We start from the raw sequence: 25,186 nt of genomic DNA on the forward strand, positions 1-25,186 counted from the left end.
TGACTGTTTCCTGTCGATTTGTACCCCCCTGTTAGATACGGGGGGTTAAGTGCTGGCGTGGCTATTGCCACACCAGCCAGCAAGATCAGTCCACACCTGCGACTTCCGCTTCGCACGTCGCCTGCGTGGACTGTCTGCTGTTGGATAACTTTTTAATTTCCTCCAAGAAATCATATCCTTTTGGTACAAGGGGAGTATAAAACTCTGATATGACACTTGTTCCTACATCAACATAGCCACGACCTTTGATTCGCTTTAAGAAGAAATCCTTTTGTACGTCACTGCCAAACATCATGCCATAGCCCATTTCAGACATACGACCTAAAGCCACTCTGAAATTAAACTGATCACGGATTCCGTCGCCTAAATATTTTGCGTCTGGACGTTGACAAGCCAGTATTAGAAAGAAGCCAGCTTGACGACCTAACATGACAATCTGTTTCAGCTTATTCATAACTGCGGTGTTTTCTTTTGTTCCCAGCATTTCCATGAAAGCGACGTATTCATCAAAGATTAAGAAGTGTGCCGGGAGACCTAAGTAAGCATAATTTTTGCCAGTCTTATAGTTCTTCATCTGCTTCATTTCCTCACTACGTTTCATCATTTCTTCATAGAATGTTTCAATGCAAGAAAGCAAGTCTTCTTTTCTATAGTAGACATTTGCCATCACAGAACCTAAGTCCGCAAGATCAGCATTTTTCGGGTCAAGAATATACAGTTTTGAATCTGTATGAAGCAAGGCTTCAATCAGTGTCAGTATAAAGTAAGTTTTACCGCCACCTGTACCACCAGCAATCAACATATGAGGGAGCTTATCATATTCCCACCATACGTTTTTCATTAAGCGAAGTTTACCATCTTTAGCTTCTACTTCATCAATAGAAATACGACTGGCTATGGTGTCATAGATCAAAGTATATTCCACATAGGAATCCTTTAACTCTTTATCCGTCAGCTCACAGTACAAGCCACTCTCTAATTTCTTTTCCAAGTGTAAGAGTTGGTCTTGATATTTTCCCAGCGTGATTTCCACCCGTATCTGTATCAAGCCATTTTTAAGTCGATAATACATTTTAGGGAAGTAGGTTATCTTTTCCTTTGTACGACCAGCACTATCTTTAAAGAAACCCTCTGTTTTGACCTGTTCAGATTCATACCACTTGTTTTCAAGTATCATCTTTGCCAGTTTTTGACGGTGGTAAAGTTGTTTAACCGTATCATAGCGAACCCGTTTGAATACAAACGCTACCAGCAAGCAGATAAGAATTGCGACACTGAAACTGATAATTAAATAGGGAATGTCAATCTTATCTGCTTGTGATAGGTTAAAATCCTGCCAGTTGATCTGCTGGATTGTCTTCACATGAAACAGTCCGACAACCAGCAGGAAAACAGGCAGGAGTGACGCTATCGTAAAATGAAAGACTAAATCTTTACCAGATGGGCGAATCCTTTTACCACGCTGTTTCATGCGAAAAAGTCTCCTTTCTACCTAGCGACTATTTGTCTTGTGTCGGTTCTTTCTTTGCTTGTGGTTGAGCTTTGAATGAACTAGAATCCTTTGTCAGCACAATATCGTCTGCCTTGATATACCAGTCAACATCTGCTCCTTGATAGGTGGCAGTAGCAACGGTGTCCGCAATGGGATTGATAAGTTCCACCCGTGCGTTATAATCAAACTCTTTCAAAGGCACGCTGGCAGGAATACTTACTTGAATCATGCGTCCTTGTCCTTTGGATTTTAAGTCATAGGTACGTTCCTTGATTTCATCTGAAACCGACCCGTCTTCATTTTGGATTCTCACTTCACGACGTAGAGCAGAGAATTTCAATTCTCCAAAAGTCGTGTCTTTATCTAATACAATGCCATTTGCTAATCTCATCATTTTTCCTCTCTTTCTTTATTCTTTTATCATGTCGTCAGCATGTAAAAGGTAATTTGTAAAACCACGAGTGCCGATTTTGTAGCCCTCTGCGGTAATACGTGGATTGACTAACTTCACACGTTCCTCAAAGCCGAAATGTTTTTCGCCAGCTTCAGCAGGAAGCACCACCACAATATCATCTGCTCTTTGAACATCAGAATAGAGATTATAGCTTCTTGATAAGACAGTTAGCCGTCCGTTGATTCTTCGCTGAACGACTTTATCCTCGCCAGCAAATTCTAAATTGCCGAATGTTTTTTCCATGTTGGGAATCACAAATTTAAGTTCCATATTTTTACCTATCCTTTCTTTTTTATTGGCTGAATGAATGTTTGATGGTCTTAAAGAGTGGGGAACGACCTTTTGATTCTTGATTTTTTGTTTTCATAAGTTCACTTCCTTTCAAAATCGGGTAAAAAAATAGACACCTCATTTTTTGAAGTGTCTACCTATTAAATATTCAAATTTTATTGGAAGTATCTTTATATCTTCACTTTTCAAGGATAAATCGTCGTATCAAAGCTCATTCATAAGTAGTAAATTAGTAGTAAATTGAGTGGTTTTGACCTTGATAAAGTGTGATAAGTCCAGTTTTTATGCGGATAACTAGATTTTTATGCTATTTTTGATATAAAAAGAAAACCTCTCTAAACCCTTGATATGCATAGGGTTAGGGAGGTTTTTGTCGTTTCAAACTGTCAAAGATGGGATTATACCATTTTTACAAAAGAATTGAAGATACGAAAACAGCCGACCATTGCCGACTGCTTTCTAGGAGATTATATGAAAAAGAAGTTGTTTGCTATTTCTAGCTTGAAGATAGTATAGCTCTCATAACTTAAATAGAACTGAAAGATTTCTTATGCAAAACTTAAAGAATGCTCTATTGTTTTCAAACAACCTAAGACACGAAAACAGCCGACCATTGCCGACTGCTTTCTAGGAGATTATATGAAAAAGAAGTTGTTTGCTATTTCTAGCTTGAAGATAGTATAGCCCCCATAACTTAAACAGAACTGAAAGATTTCTTATGCAAAACTTAAAGAATGCTCGATTATCTTCAAACAACCTAAGACACGAAAACAGCCGACCATCGTCGACTGCTTTCTAGGAGATTATATGAAAAAGAATTTGTTTGCTATTTCTAGCTTGAAGATACTATAGCTCTCAAAACTTAAACAGAACTAAAAGATTTCTTATGCAAACCTTAAAAAGCAAATCATCCTGTGGAGTATCGGAAGCGAACATATAACAAACTTGCTCGAAAGGCATTATCTACTATCGTTGCAAGCCAAATACTAGGCAAGCCCAATTGATAATTTTTTATTAGAAAATATGCTAGACCTATTCGCACCACCCACATGCCTATACCAGTCGCATAAAAAGGTAGTCGAGCATTGCCCATACCTTGCCAAAGTCCTGTAAAGACAAGAGCTGCTGCTGTAAAAGGTACCCCAAGGACAGAATAGAGCAAGACTGTCTGACTAGCTTGTGCCACTTGAACATCCATCGTGAAAAGACTAATTAGAAAAGGTCCTGCTAAGTAACTAATGCCTCCTATCACGAACATAAAAATCAGCGAGAGTCCAAGACCAATTCGATAAATCCGTTGAACAGCTAACGAATCTTGCCTACTCTTTGCAGTCATAATAAGCGTTGCTACTGAGATTCCTAAGGTGGGCATATAGTTAAATTGAGTAATGGTTTCTCCAATTGCATTTCCAGCAACAACAGCCGTTCCCAAACCAGTAATCATTCCAACAATGACTACATCACCTGCTCTCATCATCAACCGTTCGCCAATAGCAGGTAGAGCAAGCCTAACTAACTCTTTATCAACAGACCAAGTACTTGGTTTAATAGAGATCGATAGGCGTGACCAAAGTAGACCGCACCCGACTATTCTTGACAATATCGTTCCAAAAGCAACTCCGGCAACCCCTGTATGGAGTACAAAAACTGCAATGGCCGAAAATACGGCATTTAGGAGATTTGAAAATATACTAATATACATTGGATAACGAGGTTGACCAAGAGTTCTCAGAATTCCACCCAAACAGGTCATAAGTCCCAGTAACAAAATACTACCCCCGACCAAGATCAAATAGAGACCACCAAGTTGAGCTACCTCACGTTCTGCCCCCAAGCTAGTCAGCAATGTTGGACCTAGTATAACCGCTAAAATACCCAGAAATACACCTACATAAACAGTCAGCTTGACACTATCGGTGACAATGGCAGTAATCTGCATTCCTTTCTCTTTTCCTAAAACATGGGCCAATTGGGATGAAACGGCTGCAGCTAACGCAATAAAAACCGCCTGATAGACGGCTAATAGATTATTCGCAATCGATACGCCAGATAAAGCTACGATTCCAAGACTGGCGACCAAATAGGAATCCACCATCCCCATCAACATTTGAAGAAGGCTTTCGCCCATTGCAGGAAAGGCAATTGATATTAGTTCTTTGCAAATCTTTTTGTTCATATTCTCCAATTCATTTTTGTGGTATCAACATCAACTCAATTAAATATTTTTACTTTAAAAAACAAACTGTCGTTTAAACAGTTTGTATAAAAATATCCATGAATTAAACACCCAAATATCGTTCTACTTCTGCTTGCATATCCGCAGCTGCAACAACGGTATTGTGACGAACCGGTGCAGTTTCCAAACCATCTACACATCTACAGCTGGTGGCAAGGCTGTACCTGAAATCTCATGTAATTTTGCAAGAGCTTCAAAGTCAGTTAAACCTGACTGACCAGTCACAGCTTCAACCGCAACCACAGGGAACTTGTACGGACTAGCTGTTGAAGCAATTACTGTTGGGGTCTGATCACCAGTTTGCTGTACATATTTCTTATAAACTGCAGATGCTACAGCCGTATGTGGGTCTTCAATATAGCCTGACTCGTCATAAACACGTTTGATTTCTGCAGCAGTTTCTTCTTCTGTCGCAAAGGCAGCAACAAAGAAAGATAAAATATCCGCGTCAGCCCCTTGTATGTCATACTGACCAGCTGTGTTCAAGGCGTCCATCAGCTCCGCTGTTTTGACAGCGTCATTACCAAAGAGGTGGAAAATCAAACGCTCCAAGTTTGATGAGACCAAAATGTCCATAGATGGACTAGTGGTCACGCGGAAAGTACGGTTCTTGTCGTAAACGCCAGTTGAGAAGAAGTCGGTTAGGACATTGTTGTCGTTGGAAGCACAGATGAGCTTGCCAACTGGAAGACCAATCTGCTTAGCATAGTAAGCCGCTAAGATATTCCCAAAATTCCCTGTCGGAACGGTGAAATTGACCTTGTCACCCGCCACAATCTCACCAGTCTTAACCAGCTGAGCGTAGGCATAAACATAGTAAACAATCTGTGGCACTAAGCGACCGATGTTCATGGAGTTGGCTGATGAAAACTGGAGTTTCTTAGCCACCAACTTGGCACGAAGATTCTCATCATTGAACATGTGCTTCACATTAGTCTGAGCATCGTCAAAGTTACCATCAATGGCCACCACGTGGGTATTAGCCCCCGTCTGCGTAGTCATCTGCAATTCTTGGACTTTAGATACCCCGTCGCGTGGGTAGAAGACGATGATTTGTGTACCTGGTACATCCGCAAAGCCGGCCATAGCAGCCTTACCTGTATCACCTGACGTTGCAGTTAAAATGACAATCTCATTTTCCAGACCATGTTTTTTAGCCGCTGTCGTCATCAAATAAGGCAAGATAGACAGGGCCATGTCCTTAAAGGCAATAGTTGAGCCACGGAAAAGTTCCAAGTTGTACTGGCCTTTTAGTTTGACAACTGGGGCAATAGCTGGCGTGTCAAACTTGCTATCGTAGGCATTGTTGATACAGTAGTCCAGCTCATCTGCCGTAAAATCATCCAAAAAAGCCGACAAAATCAACTTGGCAATTTCTTGATAAGAAGCATCTTTGAGTACAGAAAAATCCAACTCAACCCTTGGCATGGAAATAGGGGTAAACAACCCACCATCAGTAGCCAACCCTTGTAAAATGGCTTGACTTGCTGATACGGTATTATTGGCATCACGTGTTGATTGATATACTAATGTCATGGTATCCCTCGTAAAAAATCTATTTTTTCTATTCTACCATAAATTGACAGAAAATTGGCAAGATATGAGAAATTGTTCCTTCATTTACTAGAATTTCTTAACGATGAAACAAAAAAATCCAAAATCGCATTGATTTTGAATTTTTATATCTATTTTATCCTAAACGTTGTCTAGCATCAGCTGCACGTTGGAAAGCTTGACCGACATAGTTGATACAGAGCATCATCACAAGGATGAATATAGCTGCTGGTAGCCAAATCCATGTCTTATTCTCTAAAATATCTGCATTACGAGCATTGGCAATCAAGGTCCCCAAACTTGGTACTGTCGATGGTAGACCGAAACCAAGATAAGTCAATGAAGTCTCAATACCGATATTCCCAGCAAAGTTCAAGGTCAGGTTGACGATAATCAATGAACTTAAGTTTGGCAAAATTTCACGGAACATAATCATGAAGTCGCTTGTTCCCAATGTTTTAGATGCATTTACATAATCCAAACTTGCCTCTGACAAAGTCCTTGTACGGAAGAGACGAGCCTTAGCTGTCCAGTAGAATGCACTCATTATTAAAATGAAATGATAAATAGTATAATCTTTGATTACAGTTACGAATACAATAATAAGCATTGTAACTGGTAAAATCATGATAAAGTCTACTATACGCATTAAGAAGCCATCCAAACGACCTCCATAATAACCCGAAATGAGACCGATTGAGATACCTACTATACTAGTAATGATTGTTATAGTAAAACCTATTACAATTGAATTGCGTGCTCCGATGATTAACTGACCAAAAATGTCCTTACCGCCTTCATCGGTTCCTAAAATATGTCCATCAACCCCTGGTTCCAAGTAGCGTCCTAATAGATTTACTTTCATAACTTGTTCCTGATCCAATACTAAGGCACCAATAAAGACTGCCAATAGAACTGTGACCAAGATAAAGAATGAAGCTAATGCAAGCTTATCCTTCGTAAACTCTCGGACAATGACACGGAAACCACCCGGAGGAGTTGAAGCTGATTGTTCTTGTTTTTTCTTATCTTTACTCACCATTCTCCTCCTTCTATTTCACACGGATACGTGGGTCTACAATACTCATGATAATATCTGAAATCAATGTCCCCAGCAAGGTACCCATACCAAAAATTAACAAGAGAGCCAAGATGACACTATAGTCACGGCTTGAGATAGAATTGAAGAACAATTGACCAATACCTGGATAGGTAAAAATATTTTCGATAAAGATTGAACCCCCGATTAAACCAGTCAATTCATAGCCTAAGAATGACGCAATCGGCAGAATGGAGTTACGGAAAATATGTCGGTTATAAACCACTCTCTCTGGAACCCCTTTAGCTCGCGCTGTACGTACATAATCTTGACTTTTTGCATCAATAATTCCTGTACGGAGATATTGAATTGTGACCGTCGTCGACAGAATAGCCATCGTAATTGCAGGGAGAATCATATGGTGCAGGCGACTCAATATAGCTGCGAATCCTTCTACGCCACCTCCAATAGATCCCCGGGTTGGGAACCATCCTAGACTAAAACCAAACATCCATAGCATAAGAATCGCAAATACAAAGATTGGAGTAGAGAAAGTCAAGAAGTTATATACACCAATAATTTTATCTGCCAATGAGTTTTGATAACGACCCGCTATCATCCCCAACGGGAGTGCAATAAGATAGGTCAATACCATGGTTAAAAGCGACAACCAAATTGTGTTATTCAAACGTTGCATAATCACATCAATAACAGGTTGTTTAAATAGGATACTTTGACCAAAATCACCTTGCAATAAATTACCAACCCAACGGAAATACTGAATATGGATTGGATCATAATACCCCGCTGCGATACGTTTTTGTTCAATAATTGCAGGGTCAATGTTTGGATCAATCATACCTGTAAACGGATCACCTGGCATCATCTTAGCAACAAAGAAAGCAATGACACTCAAAATAATAATTTGCGGAATCATCATGAGCAAACGACGTAATATTGTTTTCCACATCTTAGTTCTTACCTCCTTCTGGAAGGGCTACCTGATGAGTTGCCGAAAAGGCTTTTAAATCATACACACGACCGTTTTCATCATAGTAATGACCTTGCATTTCTTGATATTCTTTTTCAGCAGCCAAACGCTTTTCTTTATTCTTTAGACGATTAACTGGATCAATCGACGGAATAGCAGACAACAATCGTTTGGTGTAAATGTGTTGAGGATTCGTATAGATATCACTCTTATTTCCTGTTTCAACAAAACGACCGCGATACATAATGAATAGCTCATCACACATGTGTTGTACAACACCAAGGTCGTGGGAAATAAATAAATAGCTTAGCTTGAATTCATCTTGGATGCGCTTCATATAATTCAATACTTGCGCTTGAACAGATAGGTCCAAGGCAGAAACAGGCTCATCTGCAATTATTAATCGAGGGTTACTTGCCAAAGCACGTGCAACACCAATACGTTGGCGTTGACCACCTGAGAATTCATGAGGATATTTGATGAGTGCTTCTTCATTTAAACCAATTGTGTCCAACAATTGAAGAACTTTTCTCTTTTCTTCATCGGGTGAAAGACGATCAAAATTACGAATTGGCTCTGCAATAATGTCCAAAATACGTTTTTTAGGATTAAAACTAGAAAGTGAATCTTGGAAAATCATTTGAACATCGCGGTTAAAGTTGCCTTTCTTACCACGAGACTTATTCGTTACATCTTTTCCTTCATAGAAAATCTGACCTGAGGTCGCACGTTCCAAACCAATAATTGCCTTACCAATGGTTGATTTTCCTGATCCTGATTCACCAACTAAACCATACGTTTTACCTTCATCAAACTCAATATTAATACCATCTACAGCATAAACATAGTCTGTAACACGGTTGAAGAAGCCACTACGAATTGGATAATGGACTTTCAAATCTTTTACTTCAATAAATCCCACTATTAGGCCTCCCCTTCAAAATAGAATGTCTCATGGCAGGTGCAACGAACAAAATGATTCGGACCTACCTCATGCATGCTAGGATTTTCTTCATGTGCTTCTGCACCAATCCATGGAATGCGTGGAGCAAAGCGACAACCTGTACGAAGCATTTTTGTAATTGGTGGTACAATTCCTTCAATTACATGAAGTTCTCCACCCTCACTACCTGTTTGTGGATTTGATTTCAAGAGTGAACGAGTATATGGATGTTTTGGATTTGTAAAAAGTTCTTCTACTGAAGCTACCTCGACAAATTGACCTCCATACATAACCGCAACTCGATCTGCAGTTTCGGCTACTACACCCAAGTCATGAGTAATCAAAATAATACCTGATCCTGTCTCTGCCTGAATATCATTTAAAAGATCCAAAATTTGTGCTTGAATTGTAACATCCAATGCTGTCGTAGGTTCGTCTGCAATGATAATTGGTGGTTTACATGACAATGCCATTGCGATGATAATACGCTGACGCATACCACCCGATAATTCGTGTGGATATTGTTTAAATGTACGCTTTGGATTTGGAATACCAACTTGAGCCAATAATTCTAGCACACGTTCCGTGCGGGCATTTGCATCCAAATCAGTATGATAGAAAAGCGCTTCATCTATTTGTGCCCCAATTGTCATCAATGGATTCAAAGACGCTAACGGATCTTGGAAAATCATTCCAATATCATTACCACGAACCTTATTATACTCAGCTTCATCCATTCCAATTAATTCCATATCATTGTACTGGATGCTCCCTGTAATTTTGGTATTCAAGGGATTGTGTAACCCCATAATTGTTGTTGCTAAAGTTGATTTACCACATCCTGATTCCCCAACGATTGCCAAAATTTCACTTTTTTGCAATGAAATATCAACACCATCAACAGCATCAAAATAGTCATCTCCAATACGGAAACCGACATGCAAATCTTTAATGTCCAAAAGCTTTTTTTCAGTAGCCACGCTTTCTCCTCCTTTTTTCATCAGCTAACCAAACCTATTCAATACTAATACTTACAAAATTCAATTTCCTGAAGAATATGGTCAGCCAATTTGATAACAAGTTATACTAATCAATCAAGTGTTTCATTAAACATGTAAACGGTTACCTTTGCTCAAAAAACGAAACGTTCGTATTTAGTATACCTTATCTACTATACCATAACTATCTGAAAATTCCAATAGTTATCTGAAAAAAGCCAAACGAGTTGGCTTTTTTCAGATTATTATTAAAACTCAACCTTATTCAGCTGCTACACCTTTATCAGCTGTAAGTTCGATACCCTCATAAGCAAAACCGTTTCCTGAAGCTGAACCATAGTTAGTGTCATAGTTTTTCACACGTTTGTTAAGTGCTGTAACCTTTTCAGATTCAAATGTTGGAATAGCAAATGCTTGTTCGTAAGCATATTTTTGCCAAGCCTTATAGTTCTCAACATTTTTCTTATCATCAAATGATTCTGTTGAGCTAATTGCATTCAACAATTTAGTGTTTTCATCAGACACGAAGCGTGACATGTTAAAGGCAGCGATAGGTCCCCAAGTACCTGTTGGGTTTGGATCATAACCTGTTGACCAACCACCAGCGTACATATCAATAGCAGGATCATTTGCTTGAACAGCTTCGTAGAATGTATTGATTTCAACTGTACGGCCTGTGTAGAGTTCAACATTCAATCCAACTTCTTTCCACCAAGCAATGTACTGTTGTACAAGTGCTTCGTTAGCTTCAGTACGTTTACGAGCAGCAAAGGTAATCTTGAATTCCTTACCGTCTTTGCCTTCACGGATACCATCGCCATCTACGTCTTTGTAACCAGCTTCATCCAAGAGTTTTTTCGCTTTTTCAGGATCGTATGAATAACCTTCCAACTCTGAATCATGAATATCGCCGAAGAATGAGATAATCAATGATTTTGCAGGGTGGTAAAGACCATTATACAATGACTCTCCCGCTGTCTTGGTATCAATCGCATAGGCAATCGCTTGACGAAGTTTCACATCATTCATCTTAGCATTTTCATCCATGACGTTCTTCTCAGCAGACTCGTCATATTTACCAAGGTTGAATGAGATATATTCATAAGCTGAGTCTAACTGACCAACGATATTCAAGTTAGAAGCATCCTTGTATGAATCCAACTGGTCAACAGGCATCTCAGCGATGTCATAGTTACCAGCTTTCATCTCAGAAACGATTGTATCTGGAGATACAATATCAACCTTTAATGAGCTTGTTTTTGGTTGTCCCTTGAAGTAGTATTCGTTTGGTACGTAAGTGATAGACTCACCGTTTACGATTTCCTTGATTTTCCAAGGTCCCATACCAACAAGTTTAGCTGTACGTGAGTACTCGCTCTTTTCCCAGTCTGCAACAGGGATGTCTTTATAGATGTGTTCTGGTTGGATAAAGGCTGGGACATCACCACCTGCATACATCATTGAAGGTGACATTTCTTTTACAGTCAATTCCACTGTGTAGTCATCAATTTTCTTAAGACCAGAGATGTCAGAAGCTGTTCCAGCAACGAATTCTTTCATACCTTCAATGTTCAAGAATTTATCATCAAAACGAACACCTGTATAGTCTTTGCTTGCCATTGACTTGATAGTAAAGATGTAATCATCGATAGTAAATGGTTCACCATCTGACCACTTGTAGTCTTTACCAGTCAAGCTAACTGTGATTTTCTTACCTTCTACATCAAATTCAGCTTTAGCAAGACCAGAATCATCCAACTTACGATCTCCATCGTAACCGAACAGTGAAATATCAACAAAACCACCAAATGTTGAGTCAGTTGTATTTTCAGTCAACTCGTCAATCAAGAGACCTGATGAAGTTGTTGGTGATACCCATGCGTATTTCAACTGAGCGTCAGACACTGCTGTTCCGTCTTGTTTTACTTCAGATGGGAAAGATAACTCTGCTGTCTCAGAGCTAGAAGAAGATTTAGAACCACACGCAGCAAGTACAGATGCCGAAAGAAGCGTTACACCCGCTAGAGCAAATAATTTAGTCGTCTTTTTCATAGAACACCTCTGTTTCATATAATTCGACATTTAGTATAATGTCTTATGGAATTATTATATCATAAAATTTTCTTAAATCACGTCTTTTTGTCAGAAAATTTTTAAAAAAACAGATTTTTCAGTATTTTCTAATCTTTTTCTATATATTTTCAGATTTTTTCTCACAATTCTTGTGATATAATGGTAAAGAAATGAGGTTAAAGGATTCATAATGCGTAAATTATTTTTAACACTGCTAACTATGTTCACTCTTTTTCTTGGCATCACCCCTGTACTTGCTGAGGATTTTTCAGTTGCTGCCAAACATGCTATTGCAGTAGAAGTTTCAACAGGCAAGGTTTTATATGAACAAGATGCCCAAACACCTGCTAGCATTGCTTCCATCAGTAAGTTGCTGAGTGTTTACTTGGTTTATGAGGCTTTAGAAAAAGGGGAGATTCAATTAGATACTATGGTGGATATATCAGACTATCCATATAGCTTAACTGCCAATACAGAATTGAGCAATGTAAACCTTGATGCCCGCTCTTATTCTGTCAGCGATTTGCTGAATGCATCTCTGATTACTTCTTCTAATAGTGCGATTATTGCGTTAGCTGAGAAAATTGCTGGTAGTGAAGCTGCGTTTGTTGATAAAATGAAAGCCAAAGTTGCCGAATGGGGAATCACTGATGCAACGATAGTCAATACTTCTGGTCTTGATAATTCTGACTTAGGAGAGAATATCTACCCTAGTTCAAAACCTGATGACTCCAATCAATTTTCTGCTTTAGACGTAGCAATTATTGCAAGACATCTAATTCTGGACTATCCCCAAGTCTTAAATATCACTTCATTGAATGCCTACGATTTTGGTGGCTATACCTACTATAGTACAAATCAAATGCTTAGCGAGGGGACTCACGCTCGTGGTGGTGTTGATGGTTTGAAAACAGGTACCTCTAATTCAGCTGGATCAAGTTTTGTAGCCACGACAACTCAAGCCAATATGAGAATTATTACAGTGGTACTAAATGCTACTGATGGGTTGACAAATTCAGATAATCGCTTTGTAGAAACAAATAACCTGATGAATTATGTCTATAATAATTACTCAGCTATTACTCTTGTAAAAAAGGGTGAAGCTTTTGAGAATAGCTCTGCTAAACTATTTAATGGTACTAAAGCATCCAGTCCTGCCGTTGCAACCGCCGACTTACTTGCTATTCAAAAGAATACCTCTGAACAACCCGTTACTGCCACTTTCACCTCTAATCAGACTGAATTTGATGCACCTATCACGTCTGGAACTGTTGTGGGGCAACTAAAAATTGTTGATAACGATTTAATAGGTGTAGGCTATCTTGACAACATAGCCCAAATTGATATGGTAATACCAACTACAATCAAGACAGCTCCTTGGCCAGTCTCTTGGTGGAATCAATTTGTGAGATATGTCAATGAAAAATTATAATCATTTTAAAATGGGGATGCTCATTTTTCAACATACTTTGAAACAATTCCTATAAAAAAACGCATAAACCATCGTTCTTTCATAGGAACAGGTGATTTTATGCGTTTTTTTATTAGGAGCGTTGGCATTTTAATGTAGAGTAGCATCGCTACTCCTCATCTCCTACCTCGGTTGGATATTGAGTTGGAGAGAGTTCCTGCGGAACTCCTTACTACATATCATTTTCTTACAGAAAATGACGAGCGTGGAAGGCACAGAATTGTTATAAGGTTATAAAGAAGAGCGACTTCCGTCGCACCCTATCTCCCACCTCGGTTGGAGATTTTTTGGCTTTTAGCAAACTCATGTTTGCTAAATTGCCAAAAATCTAACCAACCGAGCCCTCCATTTCATAGGCAATCAGTCTGTTGAGTTCGACTGCGTATTCCATTGGGAGTTCTTTGGTGAATGGTTCGACAAAGCCCATGACAATCATCTCTGTGGCTTCGGATTCGGATAGGCCTCGGCTCATGAGATAGTAAAGCTGTTCTTCTGATATTTTTGATACTTTGGCTTCGTGTTCGAGGGCCACCTGCGAGTTGTGAATTTCATTGAATGGGATTGTATCTGATTTAGAAATTCCATCCATAATAATTGTATCACATTCAATGTGGCTAATCGATTTGGCTGAATTTTTAGCAAAGGTTACTTGGCCACGATAATTCACTTCCCCACCGCCACGGGCAATAGATTTGGATACGATAGAAGATGAAGTCCGTGGTGCATTGTGAATCATCTTAGCACCTGTATCTTGGACTTGTCCTTTATTGGCAAAAGCTATTGACAACATAGTTCCGCGGGCTCCTTCGCCTTCCAAGTAAACCGCAGGGTATTTCATGGTCGTCTTAGCACCAAGGTTACCGTCAATCCACTCAACTGTAGCATTTTTCTCAGCACGGGCACGCTTGGTTACCAAATTATAAACGTTGTCAGACCAGTTTTGAATGGTCGTGTACCGCATATAGGCACCTTCTTGGGCAATGATTTCCACAATGGCAGCGTGGAGGCTGGCCGTTGAGTAAGTCGGAGCGGTACAGCCTTCCACGTAGTGAACGCTTGCACCTTCATCTACGATGATGAGGGTACGTTCAAACTGACCTGTTCCTTCATTGTTAATACGGAAGTAGGTTTGGAGTGGAATATCCAATTTAACGCCTTTTGGTACATAGATGAAGGTCCCGCCTGACCAAACCGCTGAGTTGAGGGCAGCTAGTTTATTATCTGACGGTGGAACGAGTTTTCCAAAGTATTTTTTGAAGAGTTCAGGGTGTTCCTTAAGCGCTGTATCTGTATCTGTAAAGATAATGCCGTGCTTGTCGTACTCTTCCTTCATGTTGTGGTAGACCACTTCTGATTCATACTGGGCAGAAGCACCTGCCAGATAAGCACGCTCAGCTTCTGGAATACCGATGCGTTCAAAGGTTTCTTTGATTTTGTCTGGTACATCATCCCAGCTACGTGCTGGCTTATCCGACGGTTTTTGATAGTAAACAATATCATCAAAATCTAGTTCAGACAAGTCGGCTCCCCAAGTCTGCATCGGCATTTTCTTGAAGGTTTCATAGGATTTCAAACGGAAGTCCAACATCCATTCAGGCTCGCCTTTGATACGGGACATTTCACGAATAACTTCTTCGTTCAACCCCTTACCAGTCGAAGCCACCAGTTCCACGTTTTCATCATGGAATCCAAATTTGTATTCCCCAAGATCAATCGGGGTTGGTTCAATTCTTTCTTCTGACATAATATAAGATACTAAGCCCCTTAAGAAAGCAAATGAAAAATAGGAAATCAACTTCGTGTGCAAACACACGAGGAGATTTATCTTTTTTCAAAAGCTTTTAGGGCGAGTTCAATTTCAATCCCAATCAGAAACTGAACAATCCTTTCTGTATGATTTTCGTTTTTTGTTTATTTATAGTCCCTTAGTTTACTTTTAGTACTAGCTCTAACTGTCTGGGAGACAGTTAGAGGTTGGAAATGGAGTGAACTAAGTTCGCATCAAAAGCTGCAAGCAAATTCAATCGTCCAGTGGAGTGTTTGAAGTTGGAAATAAGGAAACAGAGTTTCCTCTTTCGTCGAAGTAATAAAAGAAAAACTATATGACTGATATTGGTGCTCAGTCAGCACTCTCACTACGTTCCAGTGCTTTCTTCAGGGCATTCCATGGTAAAGTAGCACATTTGATGCGTTGAGGGAATTTTGCGACACCAGCTAATAATGAGGCATCTTCCAGCTCCTTTTGGCGTTCATCTTTTTGACCTTGGACCATTTGTGAAAAGACTTCTGCTAATTCTTGCACGTGTAGCTTTTCTTTTCCAATAACGGCATCTGTCATCATTGAAGCCGATGCAGTTGAAATAGTGCACCCTTCTCCATCAAACGCAATGTCTGTTATAACACCATTTTCAACTTTGACAGATAATTCGATCACATCTCCACAGGTTGGATTGTGAAGTTCTAGCTTTTCCACTCCGTCCAAACTCCCATGGTGATGAGGCGACTTGGAGTGTTCAGACACAACTGCCATATAAAGAGAATCTAATCTAGATAGGGCCATTGAAAAACTCCTTCGTCTTTATCAAAGCCTCGACCAACTTGTCACAATCAGCCTTTGTATTGTATATGTAGAAACTTGCTCGAACTGTAGCAGGTACCTGCAAATACTTGAGTAGAGGCTGAGCACAATGGTGTCCTGCTCTCACGGCAACTCCTTCATAATCCAGAGCCGTAGCCACATCGTGAGGATGTAATTGATCTAAGTTAAAGGCAACAAGTCCAGTTCTTTTGGCTACATCTTGACTTCCATATATTGTTAAACCAGGAATAGCCTTTAGTTTCGGCCAAAGATAGGTAATGAGTTCTTCTTCATGCTCACGAACTCTATCCATACCAATTTGATTCAAATAATCAATCGCTGCTGCAAGACCAATCGCACCTGCTATATTCGGAGTTCCTGCCTCAAACTTCCATGGTAATTCTTTCCACGTAGCTGATTGCTCATAGACAAAGTCAATCATCTCACCACCAAATTCAACAGGAGACATCTGGTTCAAAATCTCTTCTTTACCATAAAGAACCCCTATTCCAGTTGGTCCTAACATCTTGTGGCCTGAAAAAGCAAAGAAATCAACATCTAACTCTTGAACATCAATAGCTATGTGTGGAGTTGATTGTGCCCCATCCACTACCAAATAAGCTCCTACTTCGTGTACCAAAGTTGCAATTTGCTTAATGGGTGCAATTGCCCCCAAAACATTGGAAATATGGGCAATGGAGACAAACTTAGTTTTAGAAGACAAAAGTGATTTCAAGTGTTCTACATCAATTTCACCATCTCGTAGATAAACATAGCGGAGCTGTGCACCGGTTTGTTGACAGGCTTGTTGCCAAGGAATGATATTTGAATGATGCTCCTGGACGGAAATGATTACTTCATCGTCTGGCTGTAGAATTTCTCTAGCAAACTGAGCAACCCAGTTTAAACTCGTTGTTGTTCCGCGAGTAAAGAGAATTTCCTTGCTTGATTTTGCATGAATAAAATCTGCAACCGTTTGACGAGCAGCTTCATACCGAGCTGTTGCCCGTTCTGAAAGGGTATGCACCCCTCGGTGAACATTGGCATTATCCTGTTGATAGTAATCAGCAAGTACGTCCAGAACCTGCTGAGGTTTTTGGGTGGTCGCAGCATTATCCAAATAAATCAAGGGCTCATCATTGACAAACTGGTCTAAAATTGGAAAATCCTTGCTAATACTATTCAATTCCTTCATAAACTTATCTCTTTGTTAATATTTCATCAATTACTGCGACTAGTTCATCACGAACTTCCTTGACCGGAATTTCTGTGATAACAGACCCAAGGAAACCACGAACAACTAAACGCTCTGCTGTTGCACGATCCAAACCGCGACTCATGAGATAATACATGTCCTCTGGATCAACCTGACCAATAGAGGCCGCGTGGCCCGCAGTTACTTCATTCTCGTCAATAAGGAGTATTGGATTAGCATCTGATCGCGCCTTATCCGACAACATCAACACTCGGCTTTCTTGTTGAGCATCAGCACCTTTGGCACCACGAATAATGTGCCCAATCCCATTAAAGGTCAAGGTTCCACTCTCTAAAATAACACCATGTTGAAGAATATGCCCCACCGAATTATGGCCATAGTTGGTTACCCGTGTATCCACACCTTGCACTTGACGACCAGATGATAAAGCTACCACTTTGAGGTTCGCATGACTTCCATTTCCTTTTAAGTCACTATCAAAATCGGCGACGACATTTCCTTGGTTCATTAAGCCGATTGCCCAATCAATACTTGCATCATTACCAAGTAAACCACGACGTGCGATATAGGTATCTAAATGCTTTCCTAAGCGATCAATCGCAGCAAATTTAATTTGACTCCCCGCTTGTGCAATGATTTCAACAACAATGTTGGCGGAACTAGCTACATTTCCATCACCCAAACTTTCAAAACGTTCTAAATAATTGAGCTTGGCATTTTTCCCAGCGATGATTAAAACCCGCTTGTTAAAGGCAACCGGACTTGAGCTGTCTTGGTAGAATAAAGCTTCAACAGGTTGCTCAATTTCAACATGGTCTGGAACATAGAGTACTGCAGTTGCATTAAAATAGGCTGTATTGTAAGCTGAAAGTTTGTGTTCATCATAGGCAACAGCTGCACCTAAGTATTTCTCAATGACATCTGGAATCACATCCATGGCAGATGCAAAATCTGTAAAGACGACGCCCTGTTCCACCAAATCCATCGGTAACTGCTCTAAAACAGTTTGACTGCCAACTTGCACCAATTTTGGATTATCGCCAAGCTCTGTAAAATCTGGAACTGAACCAATTGCATCATTGGTTTCCAAACGTCCATCTCCTAAATTCCAACGGTGAAATTTAACGCGCTCAACAACTGGCAAGTCTAGCTCAGCTACTTTTTCAAAGGCCTTGAGACGGAGATCTGTCAACCAAACTGGCTCTGCCTGTTCTAATGAAAATTCTTGAATTCTATCTTTGGTCATATATCCCTCCAAAGACTTAAATGTCATCTTCTTTGTAGTCAATGCCAAGTTCGGCAGCTACTTGTACGTAACCTTCTTTTTCCAAACGTTGTGCCAATTCTGGTCCGCCTGAAAGAACAACACGTCCTTCCATCATGACATGAACAACATCAGGTGTAATGTAGTTCAACAAACGTTGGTAGTGGGTAATAATCATTGCACCAAAGCCTTCGCCACGCATGGCATTGATTCCTTTTGAAACCACTTTAAGCGCATCAATATCCAACCCTGAGTCAATCTCATCAAGAAGTGCAAAAGTCGGTTCCAACATAAGCAATTGCAAAATTTCGTTACGTTTCTTTTCACCACCTGAGAAACCTTCATTGAGGTAACGCTCTGCCATTTCTTCTTTCATGTTTAGAAGTTCCATTTTTTCATCCAGCTTAGTGATGAAATCACGAACTGAAATCTTGTCCTCATCTTCCTTACCAGCATTCATAGCTGCACGGAGGAACTCTGCATTAGTGATACCTGGAATTTCTGATGGGTATTGCATAGCCAAGAAGAGTCCCATACGGGCACGTTCATCAACTTCTAATTCCAAAATGTTTACACCATCAAAAAGAATCTCACCTTGGGTAACTTCATAGCTTGGATTGCCCATAATCGCTGCTGAAAGGGTGGATTTTCCTGTTCCGTTAGGTCCCATGATAGCTGCAATTTCACCTGTTTTCAGGGTCAAATTCACACCCTTTAGGATTTCTTTTCCTTCAATTTCCACATGAAGGTCTTTGATTTCTAATACTGACATACTACACTCCTTATATTGTTCATCCTCGTTAAAAACCATACGTATCTTTACATTGTGTTTTTATCGGGCATGGATTTATTTTTATAGTCTTTTCTGACAATTTTAATAAATCATATCTTGTATATTATACCAAAAAAAGAGCCAAAGGGCTCTTTCTTTGTCTTCAGAAGATTAATTATTTTTCTTAGTATCCTGCGAATCTGAACGTTTTATTTTTCTCTTTGCAATCATTTCTTGTCGATATGAACTGTTTCCAATAAAACGCAATATATTTAGGACAGGTGTCCTATTTTCACCAAAAATTCCAATCAATTCACACAAGATTTCCACGCCCAAGGCAAGTGCAACCACCAACAAGACTCCACCTGCTCGACTGGAAATATTCAAAAGTAAGGACGTTAAGGAAAAAATAAATGAAATCGCATAAATGACTAACACAGTTCCACGATGCGTCAGCCCTAGTGAGAGCAATCGGTGATGCAAATGCATCCGGTCAGCTTCATAAATCTTTTGTCCAGACAATTTTCGACGAATAATTGCCACCACAGTATCAGTGATTGGAACTCCAAGTATAATAATTGGTGTTACAACCGCAACCGCTGTTGAGTTTTTTAATCCCTGCAAGGAGAAGACGCCAATCATAAATCCTATAAAAAGCGCACCTGTGTCTCCCAGATAAATAATAGCCGGATGGTAATTATAGGGAAGAAAGCCTGCAATCGCCGCAACCAAAACAAAAATCGTCAAACTTAAGAAAATATTACTATCATACAAAAAGAAATAGGATACTATCCCCATCGTTAAGAGGGAAATAATGGATACCCCTGCAACCAAACCATCCAGCCCATCTATCAGATTAATTGCATTTGTAATCGCAACAATCCATAAAACAGTTAAACAAAATGCTAGCCAAGTTGGGAACACGAGTAACGGTCCCCCAAATGGAATTTTAAAACTATCAAAATGAAAATCTGTAAAAAACCAAATGATAAGAGCAGCAAATACGATACCTAGAAGTTTAGGTAGCGGCGCTAGTTCCCTGACATCATCAATTAATCCCGTCAGGATAATCACGGCACCCGCAGCCACGATAGGGAATACATATTCAAAATAGTTGCTAGAAATGTGAACACGTGTAACAATAAGGGGCAAGAACACCAAACTGGCTATTGCAAAAGAAATAAATATTGCTAGACCACCAGCCGATGGCATTGGAACTTTGTTGATTCGTCTTGCATTCGGGTTATCGACAGCTCCAATTCGTAATGCCAAGAAACGAACCAAGGGAGTCAGCACAACAGCCATAACGATTGTCGCTATTAAGACCATAACATACTTAAGCGCAAATGGAATCATGCCGTTTGCACCTTTTTCAACTCATCTATGGCCCCATTCCCCAACATCAAGATTCCATGCTCTTGAAGAAATGGTCGTGTCAATTTGGTATCGTTTGTAAATTCAAGCATGCGAGATAGAATATATTCCGGATACTGCTTTGAACGCTCTGCAACATTAATCAATACTGTCATATAATAGGTTTGTTCCACCTTGTAGAGCTCAGATTCTTCAACTGGATAATCCACTGTTTGAACAAAATTTACCGCATCAATCAAAGCAGGAAATTCTAAGATATAATAAATATACGGTTCTTGGTATTCATCACTATCTTCTTTTTCAGCATCTTCTAATTGGCGAACTGCTTTTGAGTCATGCGCGCTTCGTTCACGAACTGTACGTTCCAAACTTTTCAGCAATTCATCTGGAGTCATTCTTGATACATCGCCTAATTCCGATAAATCTGTAAATTCATCAAAATTTAAACTTTGATCCATTTCAGATTTTGTGACAAAAATATCCACTTTATCCGGTTTTGGAGTAACTCTAAAACTAAGCATTCCACTTTCTCGGAAAGTCATTGGCAAATCCAATTCATCCAATACTGTATAAAAAAACTCTTCTGTCTTTTCTTGAGGGATAAGAAAATCCGCAATTTCCATCCCGCGCTCCTCTAAATCTTCTAATTGGATAGTGATTTTTAAAGTCGAATCACTTATTTGTTTTACTTTCATAACTACCTCATTCATCTAGTACGGTATTTCTAGCCTAGATATTATTAATTCTCATACAAATCTCTTCCCATTATACTAAAATGCCTCTCGAAAAACAAAAAAAAAGCAAGTTTCTAAACTTTCTGCCTCAACTATAGAAAAACGGCACAAGAAAAGCCTAGAACTACAATCTAGACTTTTTTCCGATTTAACAACTAAATTATCTTATAAAATAAATGTGAAAAATGAATAAATCAGTAAGATAGCACCCAAAACAATCCGGTAGTAACCAAAGACTGTAAAATCATGTTTTTTCACGAAATCTGTCAACATTCGAATGACAACTACTGAAACTATGTAAGCAGTAACACTTGCTACCAATAATATCACAACTTGTTCAAGCGACAAACTATTACCATCTAAAAAGTATTTTACAGCTTTTAATCCACTGTAGCCAAACATCGTTGGAATTCCCAAAAAGAAAGTAAAGTCCGCAGCAACAGAACGACTTGTCCCAAGAATAATTGCACCCAGAATAGTTGCACCAGACCTACTTGTACCCGGTACAATACTTAAGACTTGAAAACATCCAATCAGTAAAGCTGTTTTATAGGACATTTTTGCCAAATCCGTCACTTGTGGCTCAACATCTTTGTTACGTTTCTCAATCCAAATAAAGGCAATACCATAAACAATCAGAGCAATTGCAATCGGCACCATAAAATTGAAATGCGCTTCAAACCAATTATCTAAAGGAACTGCAATGATAATGGACGGAATACAAGCAAGTACTACCTTTGCCCACAATTGCCAAGTTAAACGAATTTCTTTCTGTGTTTTTCCAGGTTGAAATGGATTAAGTCTTTGGAAGTAAATTGTAATAACCGCTAGTATTGCTCCCAATTGGATCACAATATTAAACATCTCAATAAAACCAGCACTTTGTTTTAATTGAATAAATTCTTGCACTAATATCAAATGACCGGTAGATGAAACTGGCAGCCACTCAGTTATCCCCTCAATAATACCCAAAAAGATGGCTTTCAAAATCTCTATTATCATGATAACTCCTTAAGATAAATTCTACCTATTATACCACAAAAATAAATATTCCCAATTAAAAATTGTCATGCACTCAGTAAAAATTCTGTAAAAAACTATCTCTCATAGCCAGCTGACTCAGTATCAGATAAGTATTCAAATTTGCTATTTTCATACATTTTCACATGATTATTTCATACAATTTAAGTGAATAAATAAAATAAGCATGTTGAAATTTTTCAGAATTTTTTATACAATAGTATAATACATTTTACTAAGGAGATTTTATGAAACATAAAATTAGTATACTCCTGCTAAGCTTATTAGCTGTTTTTTCGATAACAACTGGAGTAAAAGCAGATGAATACCTTCGTGTCGGAATGGAAGCTGCCTATGCTCCTTTTAACTGGACACAGGAAGATGATAGCAACGGTGCAGTTCCAATCGAAGGAACCAATCAATTTGCCAACGGATACGATGTTCAAGTAGCAAAAAAGATTGCTGAATCGATGAATAAAGAATTGCTTGTTGTCAAAACCAAATGGGAAGGCTTGGTTCCTGCCTTAACATCTGGAAAAATTGACATGATTATCGCTGGTATGAGTCCAACTGAAGAGCGAAAAAAAGAAATTGCCTTCTCAGATAGCTATTATACTTCTATACCAACCCTTGTTGTCCGTTCAGATAGTCAATATGCAGATGCAACTAGCTTATCAGATTTTGCTGGTGCCAAAATCACAGCTCAGCAGGGTGTCTATCTTTATGATTTGATTGATCAAATTGAAGGGGCTGATAAACAAACTGCGATGGGTGATTTCTCCCAAATTCGCCAAGCACTTGAAGCTGATGTGATTGATGCCTATGTTTCTGAGCGACCAGAAGGACGTACCGCTGAGGCTGCTAACAAAGCTTTCAAAATGGTTGAATTGACAGATGGCTTTGAAACAAATACCGAAGATGTTACGATTGCAGTTGGTATGAGAAAAGATGATACTCGTATCACACAAGTAAACGAAGTGTTAGCAGCTTTTTCTGAATCAGATCAAATCGCACTCATGGATAACATGATTGAAAACCAACCTGTTGAAGAAGCTACAGCTGAAAATCCAAATTTCTTTTCTCAAGTTTGGAAAATTATCGTTAACAACTGGCAACAGTTATTACGCGGAACAGGAATGACCCTATTAATCTCAATACTTGGTACAATTATTGGTACAATTATTGGTCTTCTCATTGGTGTATTCCGTACCGCACCAAAAGCAACTAATAAAGTTTTAGCAATCGGACAGAAACTCTTAGGTTGGATTATCAATGTCTATATTGAAGTGTTCCGTGGCACCCCTATGATTGTACAATCAATGGTTATCTACTATGGTACTGCCCAGGCTTTTGGTCTCAACCTTGACCGTACCTTAGCAGCTATCTTTATCGTTTCTATCAATACCGGTGCTTACATGAGTGAAATTGTACGTGGTGGTATCTTTGCTGTTGATAAGGGGCAATTTGAAGCGGCAACAGCTCTTGGATTTACCCATAATCAAACCATGCGTAAAATCGTACTCCCTCAAGTTGTTCGTAACATTTTACCGGCTACTGGTAATGAGTTTGTTATCAATATCAAAGATACTTCTGTTTTGAATGTAATCTCTGTGGTAGAACTATACTTCTCTGGAAACACGGTTGCAACCCAAACCTATCAATATTTCCAAACATTTACTGTTATTGCTATCATCTACTTTATTCTAACCTTTACTGTAACACGTATTCTACGCATAGTTGAAAAACGCTTTGACATGGATACGTATACAACAGGCGCAAATCAAATGCAAACGGGGGTCCTCAATGACTAATAATACTATCTTGGAAATTAAAAATCTTAAAAAGTCATACGGACAAAATCAAGTACTTAAAGATATTTCTATTACAGTTGAAAAGGGCGAGGTTATCTCTGTCATTGGCTCTTCTGGTTCTGGAAAGTCCACCTTCTTACGTTCTATCAATCTCTTAGAAACACCAACTGATGGACAAATCCTTTACCACGGACAAGATGTTTTGGCAAAGGGGTATAACCTACCTCATTACCGAGAAAAACTTGGGATGGTGTTTCAATCCTTTAACCTCTTTAACAATTTGAATGTTTTAGAAAATGCGATTGTAGCTCAAACAACCGTCCTAAAACGCGAACGGTCAGAAGCTGAGCGCATTGCTAAGGAAAACCTTAACAAGGTAGGGATGACTGAGCAGTACTGGACAGCTAAGCCAAGTCAATTGTCTGGCGGTCAAAAACAGCGTGTTGCTATTGCCCGTGCTCTTTCTATTGATCCCGAATTGATTCTATTTGACGAACCAACCTCTGCTCTCGATCCTGAAATGGTTGGTGAAGTTCTCAAAACGATGAAAGACCTAGCAAAATCTGGTCTAACCATGATTATCGTAACTCATGAAATGGAATTTGCGCGTGACGTTTCCGATCGTGTCATTTTCATGGATAAAGGGATTATTGCTGAAGAAGGTAGTCCAAAACAAATTTTTGAGAATCCACAAGAAGAACGTACCAAAGAATTCCTCAAACGTTTCTTAGGATAATTGATACTCAATGAAAATCAAAAGTAGCCTAGGAAACGAAGTCGAAGATAGAACTGGAGTTCATCAAGGCAAGTTGACAACGGATAATTTTGATTTTCGAAGAGTATGAGATTTTTGAATAGGAACACATTCACAATAC

At 39.2% G+C, this 25,186-nt stretch carries 20 protein-coding genes and 1 pseudogene; 3 read left to right on the plus strand and 18 right to left on the minus strand.

Features of this window, described 5'->3' with window-relative positions:
* Positions 1–85 precede the first annotated feature (85 nt).
* The 10 genes and pseudogenes from L6410_RS09045 to L6410_RS09090 form a co-directional block, all read right to left on the minus strand.
* Entirely contained in the window at positions 86–1,471 is a 1,386-nt protein-coding gene (locus L6410_RS09045; RefSeq protein ID WP_237395365.1) for an FtsK/SpoIIIE domain-containing protein, read from the minus strand.
* A gap of 28 nt (positions 1,472–1,499) precedes the next feature.
* The gene (locus tag L6410_RS09050; RefSeq protein ID WP_000985015.1) at positions 1,500–1,886 is read right to left on the minus strand and encodes a YdcP family protein; all 387 of its coding nucleotides are present in this window, start codon (positions 1,884–1,886) and stop codon (positions 1,500–1,502) included.
* A gap of 15 nt (positions 1,887–1,901) precedes the next feature.
* Entirely contained in the window at positions 1,902–2,216 is a 315-nt protein-coding gene (locus L6410_RS09055; protein ID WP_000420682.1) for a YdcP family protein, read from the minus strand.
* A gap of 928 nt (positions 2,217–3,144) precedes the next feature.
* Positions 3,145–4,413, minus strand: a complete 1,269-nt coding sequence (locus tag L6410_RS09060) for an MATE family efflux transporter (RefSeq protein ID WP_237395366.1) — start codon at positions 4,411–4,413, stop codon at positions 3,145–3,147.
* 103 nt (positions 4,414–4,516) lie between these two features.
* Positions 4,517–6,009: pseudogene (gene thrC, locus L6410_RS09065) on the minus strand (threonine synthase).
* Between the two features lie 154 nt (positions 6,010–6,163).
* Positions 6,164–7,066, minus strand: coding sequence for an ABC transporter permease (locus L6410_RS09070; protein WP_024391409.1), 903 nt, complete (start codon positions 7,064–7,066; stop codon positions 6,164–6,166).
* Between the two features lie 13 nt (positions 7,067–7,079).
* Positions 7,080–8,036, minus strand: a complete 957-nt coding sequence (gene opp4B, locus L6410_RS09075; RefSeq protein WP_024391408.1) for an oligopeptide ABC transporter permease — start codon at positions 8,034–8,036, stop codon at positions 7,080–7,082.
* A gap of 1 nt (position 8,037) precedes the next feature.
* The gene (locus L6410_RS09080) at positions 8,038–8,979 is read right to left on the minus strand and encodes an ATP-binding cassette domain-containing protein (protein WP_029749427.1); all 942 of its coding nucleotides are present in this window, start codon (positions 8,977–8,979) and stop codon (positions 8,038–8,040) included.
* A gap of 2 nt (positions 8,980–8,981) precedes the next feature.
* Positions 8,982–10,001, minus strand: coding sequence for an ABC transporter ATP-binding protein (locus tag L6410_RS09085; RefSeq protein ID WP_172024807.1), 1,020 nt, complete (start codon positions 9,999–10,001; stop codon positions 8,982–8,984).
* 258 nt (positions 10,002–10,259) lie between these two features.
* Positions 10,260–12,050 carry an oligopeptide ABC transporter substrate-binding protein gene (locus L6410_RS09090; RefSeq protein WP_237395367.1) on the minus strand — a complete coding sequence of 597 codons (1,791 nt, stop codon included), beginning with the start codon at positions 12,048–12,050 and terminating at the stop codon, positions 10,260–10,262.
* Between the two features lie 211 nt (positions 12,051–12,261).
* Here L6410_RS09090 and pbp3 point away from each other — a divergent pair, with 211 nt between their 5' ends.
* The gene (pbp3, locus tag L6410_RS09095; protein ID WP_237395368.1) at positions 12,262–13,503 is read left to right on the plus strand and encodes a D-alanyl-D-alanine carboxypeptidase PBP3; all 1,242 of its coding nucleotides are present in this window, start codon (positions 12,262–12,264) and stop codon (positions 13,501–13,503) included.
* Positions 13,504–13,870: 367 nt separating this feature from the next.
* Here the strand turns inward: pbp3 and sufB are convergent, their stop codons facing one another.
* From sufB to L6410_RS09135, 8 genes are all read right to left on the minus strand, one after another.
* The gene (gene sufB / locus L6410_RS09100; RefSeq protein WP_237395369.1) at positions 13,871–15,286 is read right to left on the minus strand and encodes a Fe-S cluster assembly protein SufB; all 1,416 of its coding nucleotides are present in this window, start codon (positions 15,284–15,286) and stop codon (positions 13,871–13,873) included.
* Positions 15,287–15,661: 375 nt separating this feature from the next.
* Entirely contained in the window at positions 15,662–16,102 is a 441-nt protein-coding gene (gene sufU, locus L6410_RS09105) for a Fe-S cluster assembly sulfur transfer protein SufU (RefSeq protein ID WP_160863728.1), read from the minus strand.
* Positions 16,089–17,315, minus strand: a complete 1,227-nt coding sequence (locus L6410_RS09110) for a cysteine desulfurase (protein ID WP_237395370.1) — start codon at positions 17,313–17,315, stop codon at positions 16,089–16,091. Before L6410_RS09110 ends, sufU begins: the two co-directional genes overlap by 14 nt.
* A gap of 4 nt (positions 17,316–17,319) precedes the next feature.
* Complete coding sequence (sufD, locus tag L6410_RS09115) at positions 17,320–18,582, minus strand: Fe-S cluster assembly protein SufD (RefSeq protein ID WP_172055597.1); 1,263 nt, start codon at positions 18,580–18,582, stop codon at positions 17,320–17,322.
* 16 nt (positions 18,583–18,598) lie between these two features.
* Positions 18,599–19,372, minus strand: coding sequence for a Fe-S cluster assembly ATPase SufC (gene sufC, locus L6410_RS09120; RefSeq protein ID WP_002938165.1), 774 nt, complete (start codon positions 19,370–19,372; stop codon positions 18,599–18,601).
* 171 nt (positions 19,373–19,543) lie between these two features.
* Positions 19,544–20,728, minus strand: a complete 1,185-nt coding sequence (locus L6410_RS09125; RefSeq protein WP_024391399.1) for a glycosyltransferase family 4 protein — start codon at positions 20,726–20,728, stop codon at positions 19,544–19,546.
* Positions 20,725–21,441 carry an adaptor protein MecA gene (gene mecA, locus L6410_RS09130; protein ID WP_024391398.1) on the minus strand — a complete coding sequence of 239 codons (717 nt, stop codon included), beginning with the start codon at positions 21,439–21,441 and terminating at the stop codon, positions 20,725–20,727. Before mecA ends, L6410_RS09125 begins: the two co-directional genes overlap by 4 nt.
* Positions 21,442–21,645: 204 nt before the next feature.
* Positions 21,646–22,485, minus strand: coding sequence for an undecaprenyl-diphosphate phosphatase (locus L6410_RS09135; protein WP_160863741.1), 840 nt, complete (start codon positions 22,483–22,485; stop codon positions 21,646–21,648).
* 263 nt (positions 22,486–22,748) lie between these two features.
* On the opposite strand from L6410_RS09135, the gene L6410_RS09140 reads away from it, so the two are divergent.
* Together L6410_RS09140 and L6410_RS09145 are read left to right on the plus strand one after the other, a co-directional pair.
* The gene (locus L6410_RS09140; protein WP_237395371.1) at positions 22,749–24,311 is read left to right on the plus strand and encodes an ABC transporter substrate-binding protein/permease; all 1,563 of its coding nucleotides are present in this window, start codon (positions 22,749–22,751) and stop codon (positions 24,309–24,311) included.
* On the plus strand, positions 24,304–25,047 hold the full coding sequence (locus L6410_RS09145) for an amino acid ABC transporter ATP-binding protein (RefSeq protein ID WP_237395372.1): 744 nt from the start codon (positions 24,304–24,306) through the stop codon (positions 25,045–25,047). Before L6410_RS09140 ends, L6410_RS09145 begins: the two co-directional genes overlap by 8 nt.
* Positions 25,048–25,186: the final 139 nt, after the last annotated feature.

The sequence above is a fragment of the Streptococcus parasuis genome (assembly GCF_021654455.1).
In the GTDB taxonomy this organism is placed as follows: domain Bacteria; phylum Bacillota; class Bacilli; order Lactobacillales; family Streptococcaceae; genus Streptococcus; species Streptococcus parasuis.

Excerpts from the sequence above, each read along its gene's own strand:
- L6410_RS09045 (WP_237395365.1), bottom strand. The coding sequence starts at position 1,471 with ATGAAACAGCGTGGTAAAAGGATTCGCCCATCTGGTAAAGATTTAGTC.
- L6410_RS09050 (WP_000985015.1), bottom strand. The coding sequence starts at position 1,886 with ATGATGAGATTAGCAAATGGCATTGTATTAGATAAAGACACGACTTTT.
- L6410_RS09055 (WP_000420682.1), bottom strand. The coding sequence starts at position 2,216 with ATGGAACTTAAATTTGTGATTCCCAACATGGAAAAAACATTCGGCAAT.
- L6410_RS09060 (WP_237395366.1), bottom strand. The coding sequence starts at position 4,413 with ATGAACAAAAAGATTTGCAAAGAACTAATATCAATTGCCTTTCCTGCA.
- opp4B (WP_024391408.1), bottom strand. The coding sequence starts at position 8,036 with ATGTGGAAAACAATATTACGTCGTTTGCTCATGATGATTCCGCAAATT.
- L6410_RS09085 (WP_172024807.1), bottom strand. The coding sequence starts at position 10,001 with ATGAAAAAAGGAGGAGAAAGCGTGGCTACTGAAAAAAAGCTTTTGGAC.
- L6410_RS09090 (WP_237395367.1), bottom strand. The coding sequence starts at position 12,050 with ATGAAAAAGACGACTAAATTATTTGCTCTAGCGGGTGTAACGCTTCTT.
- pbp3 (WP_237395368.1), top strand. The coding sequence starts at position 12,262 with ATGCGTAAATTATTTTTAACACTGCTAACTATGTTCACTCTTTTTCTT.
- sufB (WP_237395369.1), bottom strand. The coding sequence starts at position 15,286 with ATGTCAGAAGAAAGAATTGAACCAACCCCGATTGATCTTGGGGAATAC.
- sufU (WP_160863728.1), bottom strand. The coding sequence starts at position 16,102 with ATGGCCCTATCTAGATTAGATTCTCTTTATATGGCAGTTGTGTCTGAA.
- L6410_RS09110 (WP_237395370.1), bottom strand. The coding sequence starts at position 17,315 with ATGAAGGAATTGAATAGTATTAGCAAGGATTTTCCAATTTTAGACCAG.
- sufD (WP_172055597.1), bottom strand. The coding sequence starts at position 18,582 with ATGACCAAAGATAGAATTCAAGAATTTTCATTAGAACAGGCAGAGCCA.
- sufC (WP_002938165.1), bottom strand. The coding sequence starts at position 19,372 with ATGTCAGTATTAGAAATCAAAGACCTTCATGTGGAAATTGAAGGAAAA.
- L6410_RS09125 (WP_024391399.1), bottom strand. The coding sequence starts at position 20,728 with ATGATTCCATTTGCGCTTAAGTATGTTATGGTCTTAATAGCGACAATC.
- mecA (WP_024391398.1), bottom strand. The coding sequence starts at position 21,441 with ATGAAAGTAAAACAAATAAGTGATTCGACTTTAAAAATCACTATCCAA.
- L6410_RS09140 (WP_237395371.1), top strand. The coding sequence starts at position 22,749 with ATGAAACATAAAATTAGTATACTCCTGCTAAGCTTATTAGCTGTTTTT.
- L6410_RS09145 (WP_237395372.1), top strand. The coding sequence starts at position 24,304 with ATGACTAATAATACTATCTTGGAAATTAAAAATCTTAAAAAGTCATAC.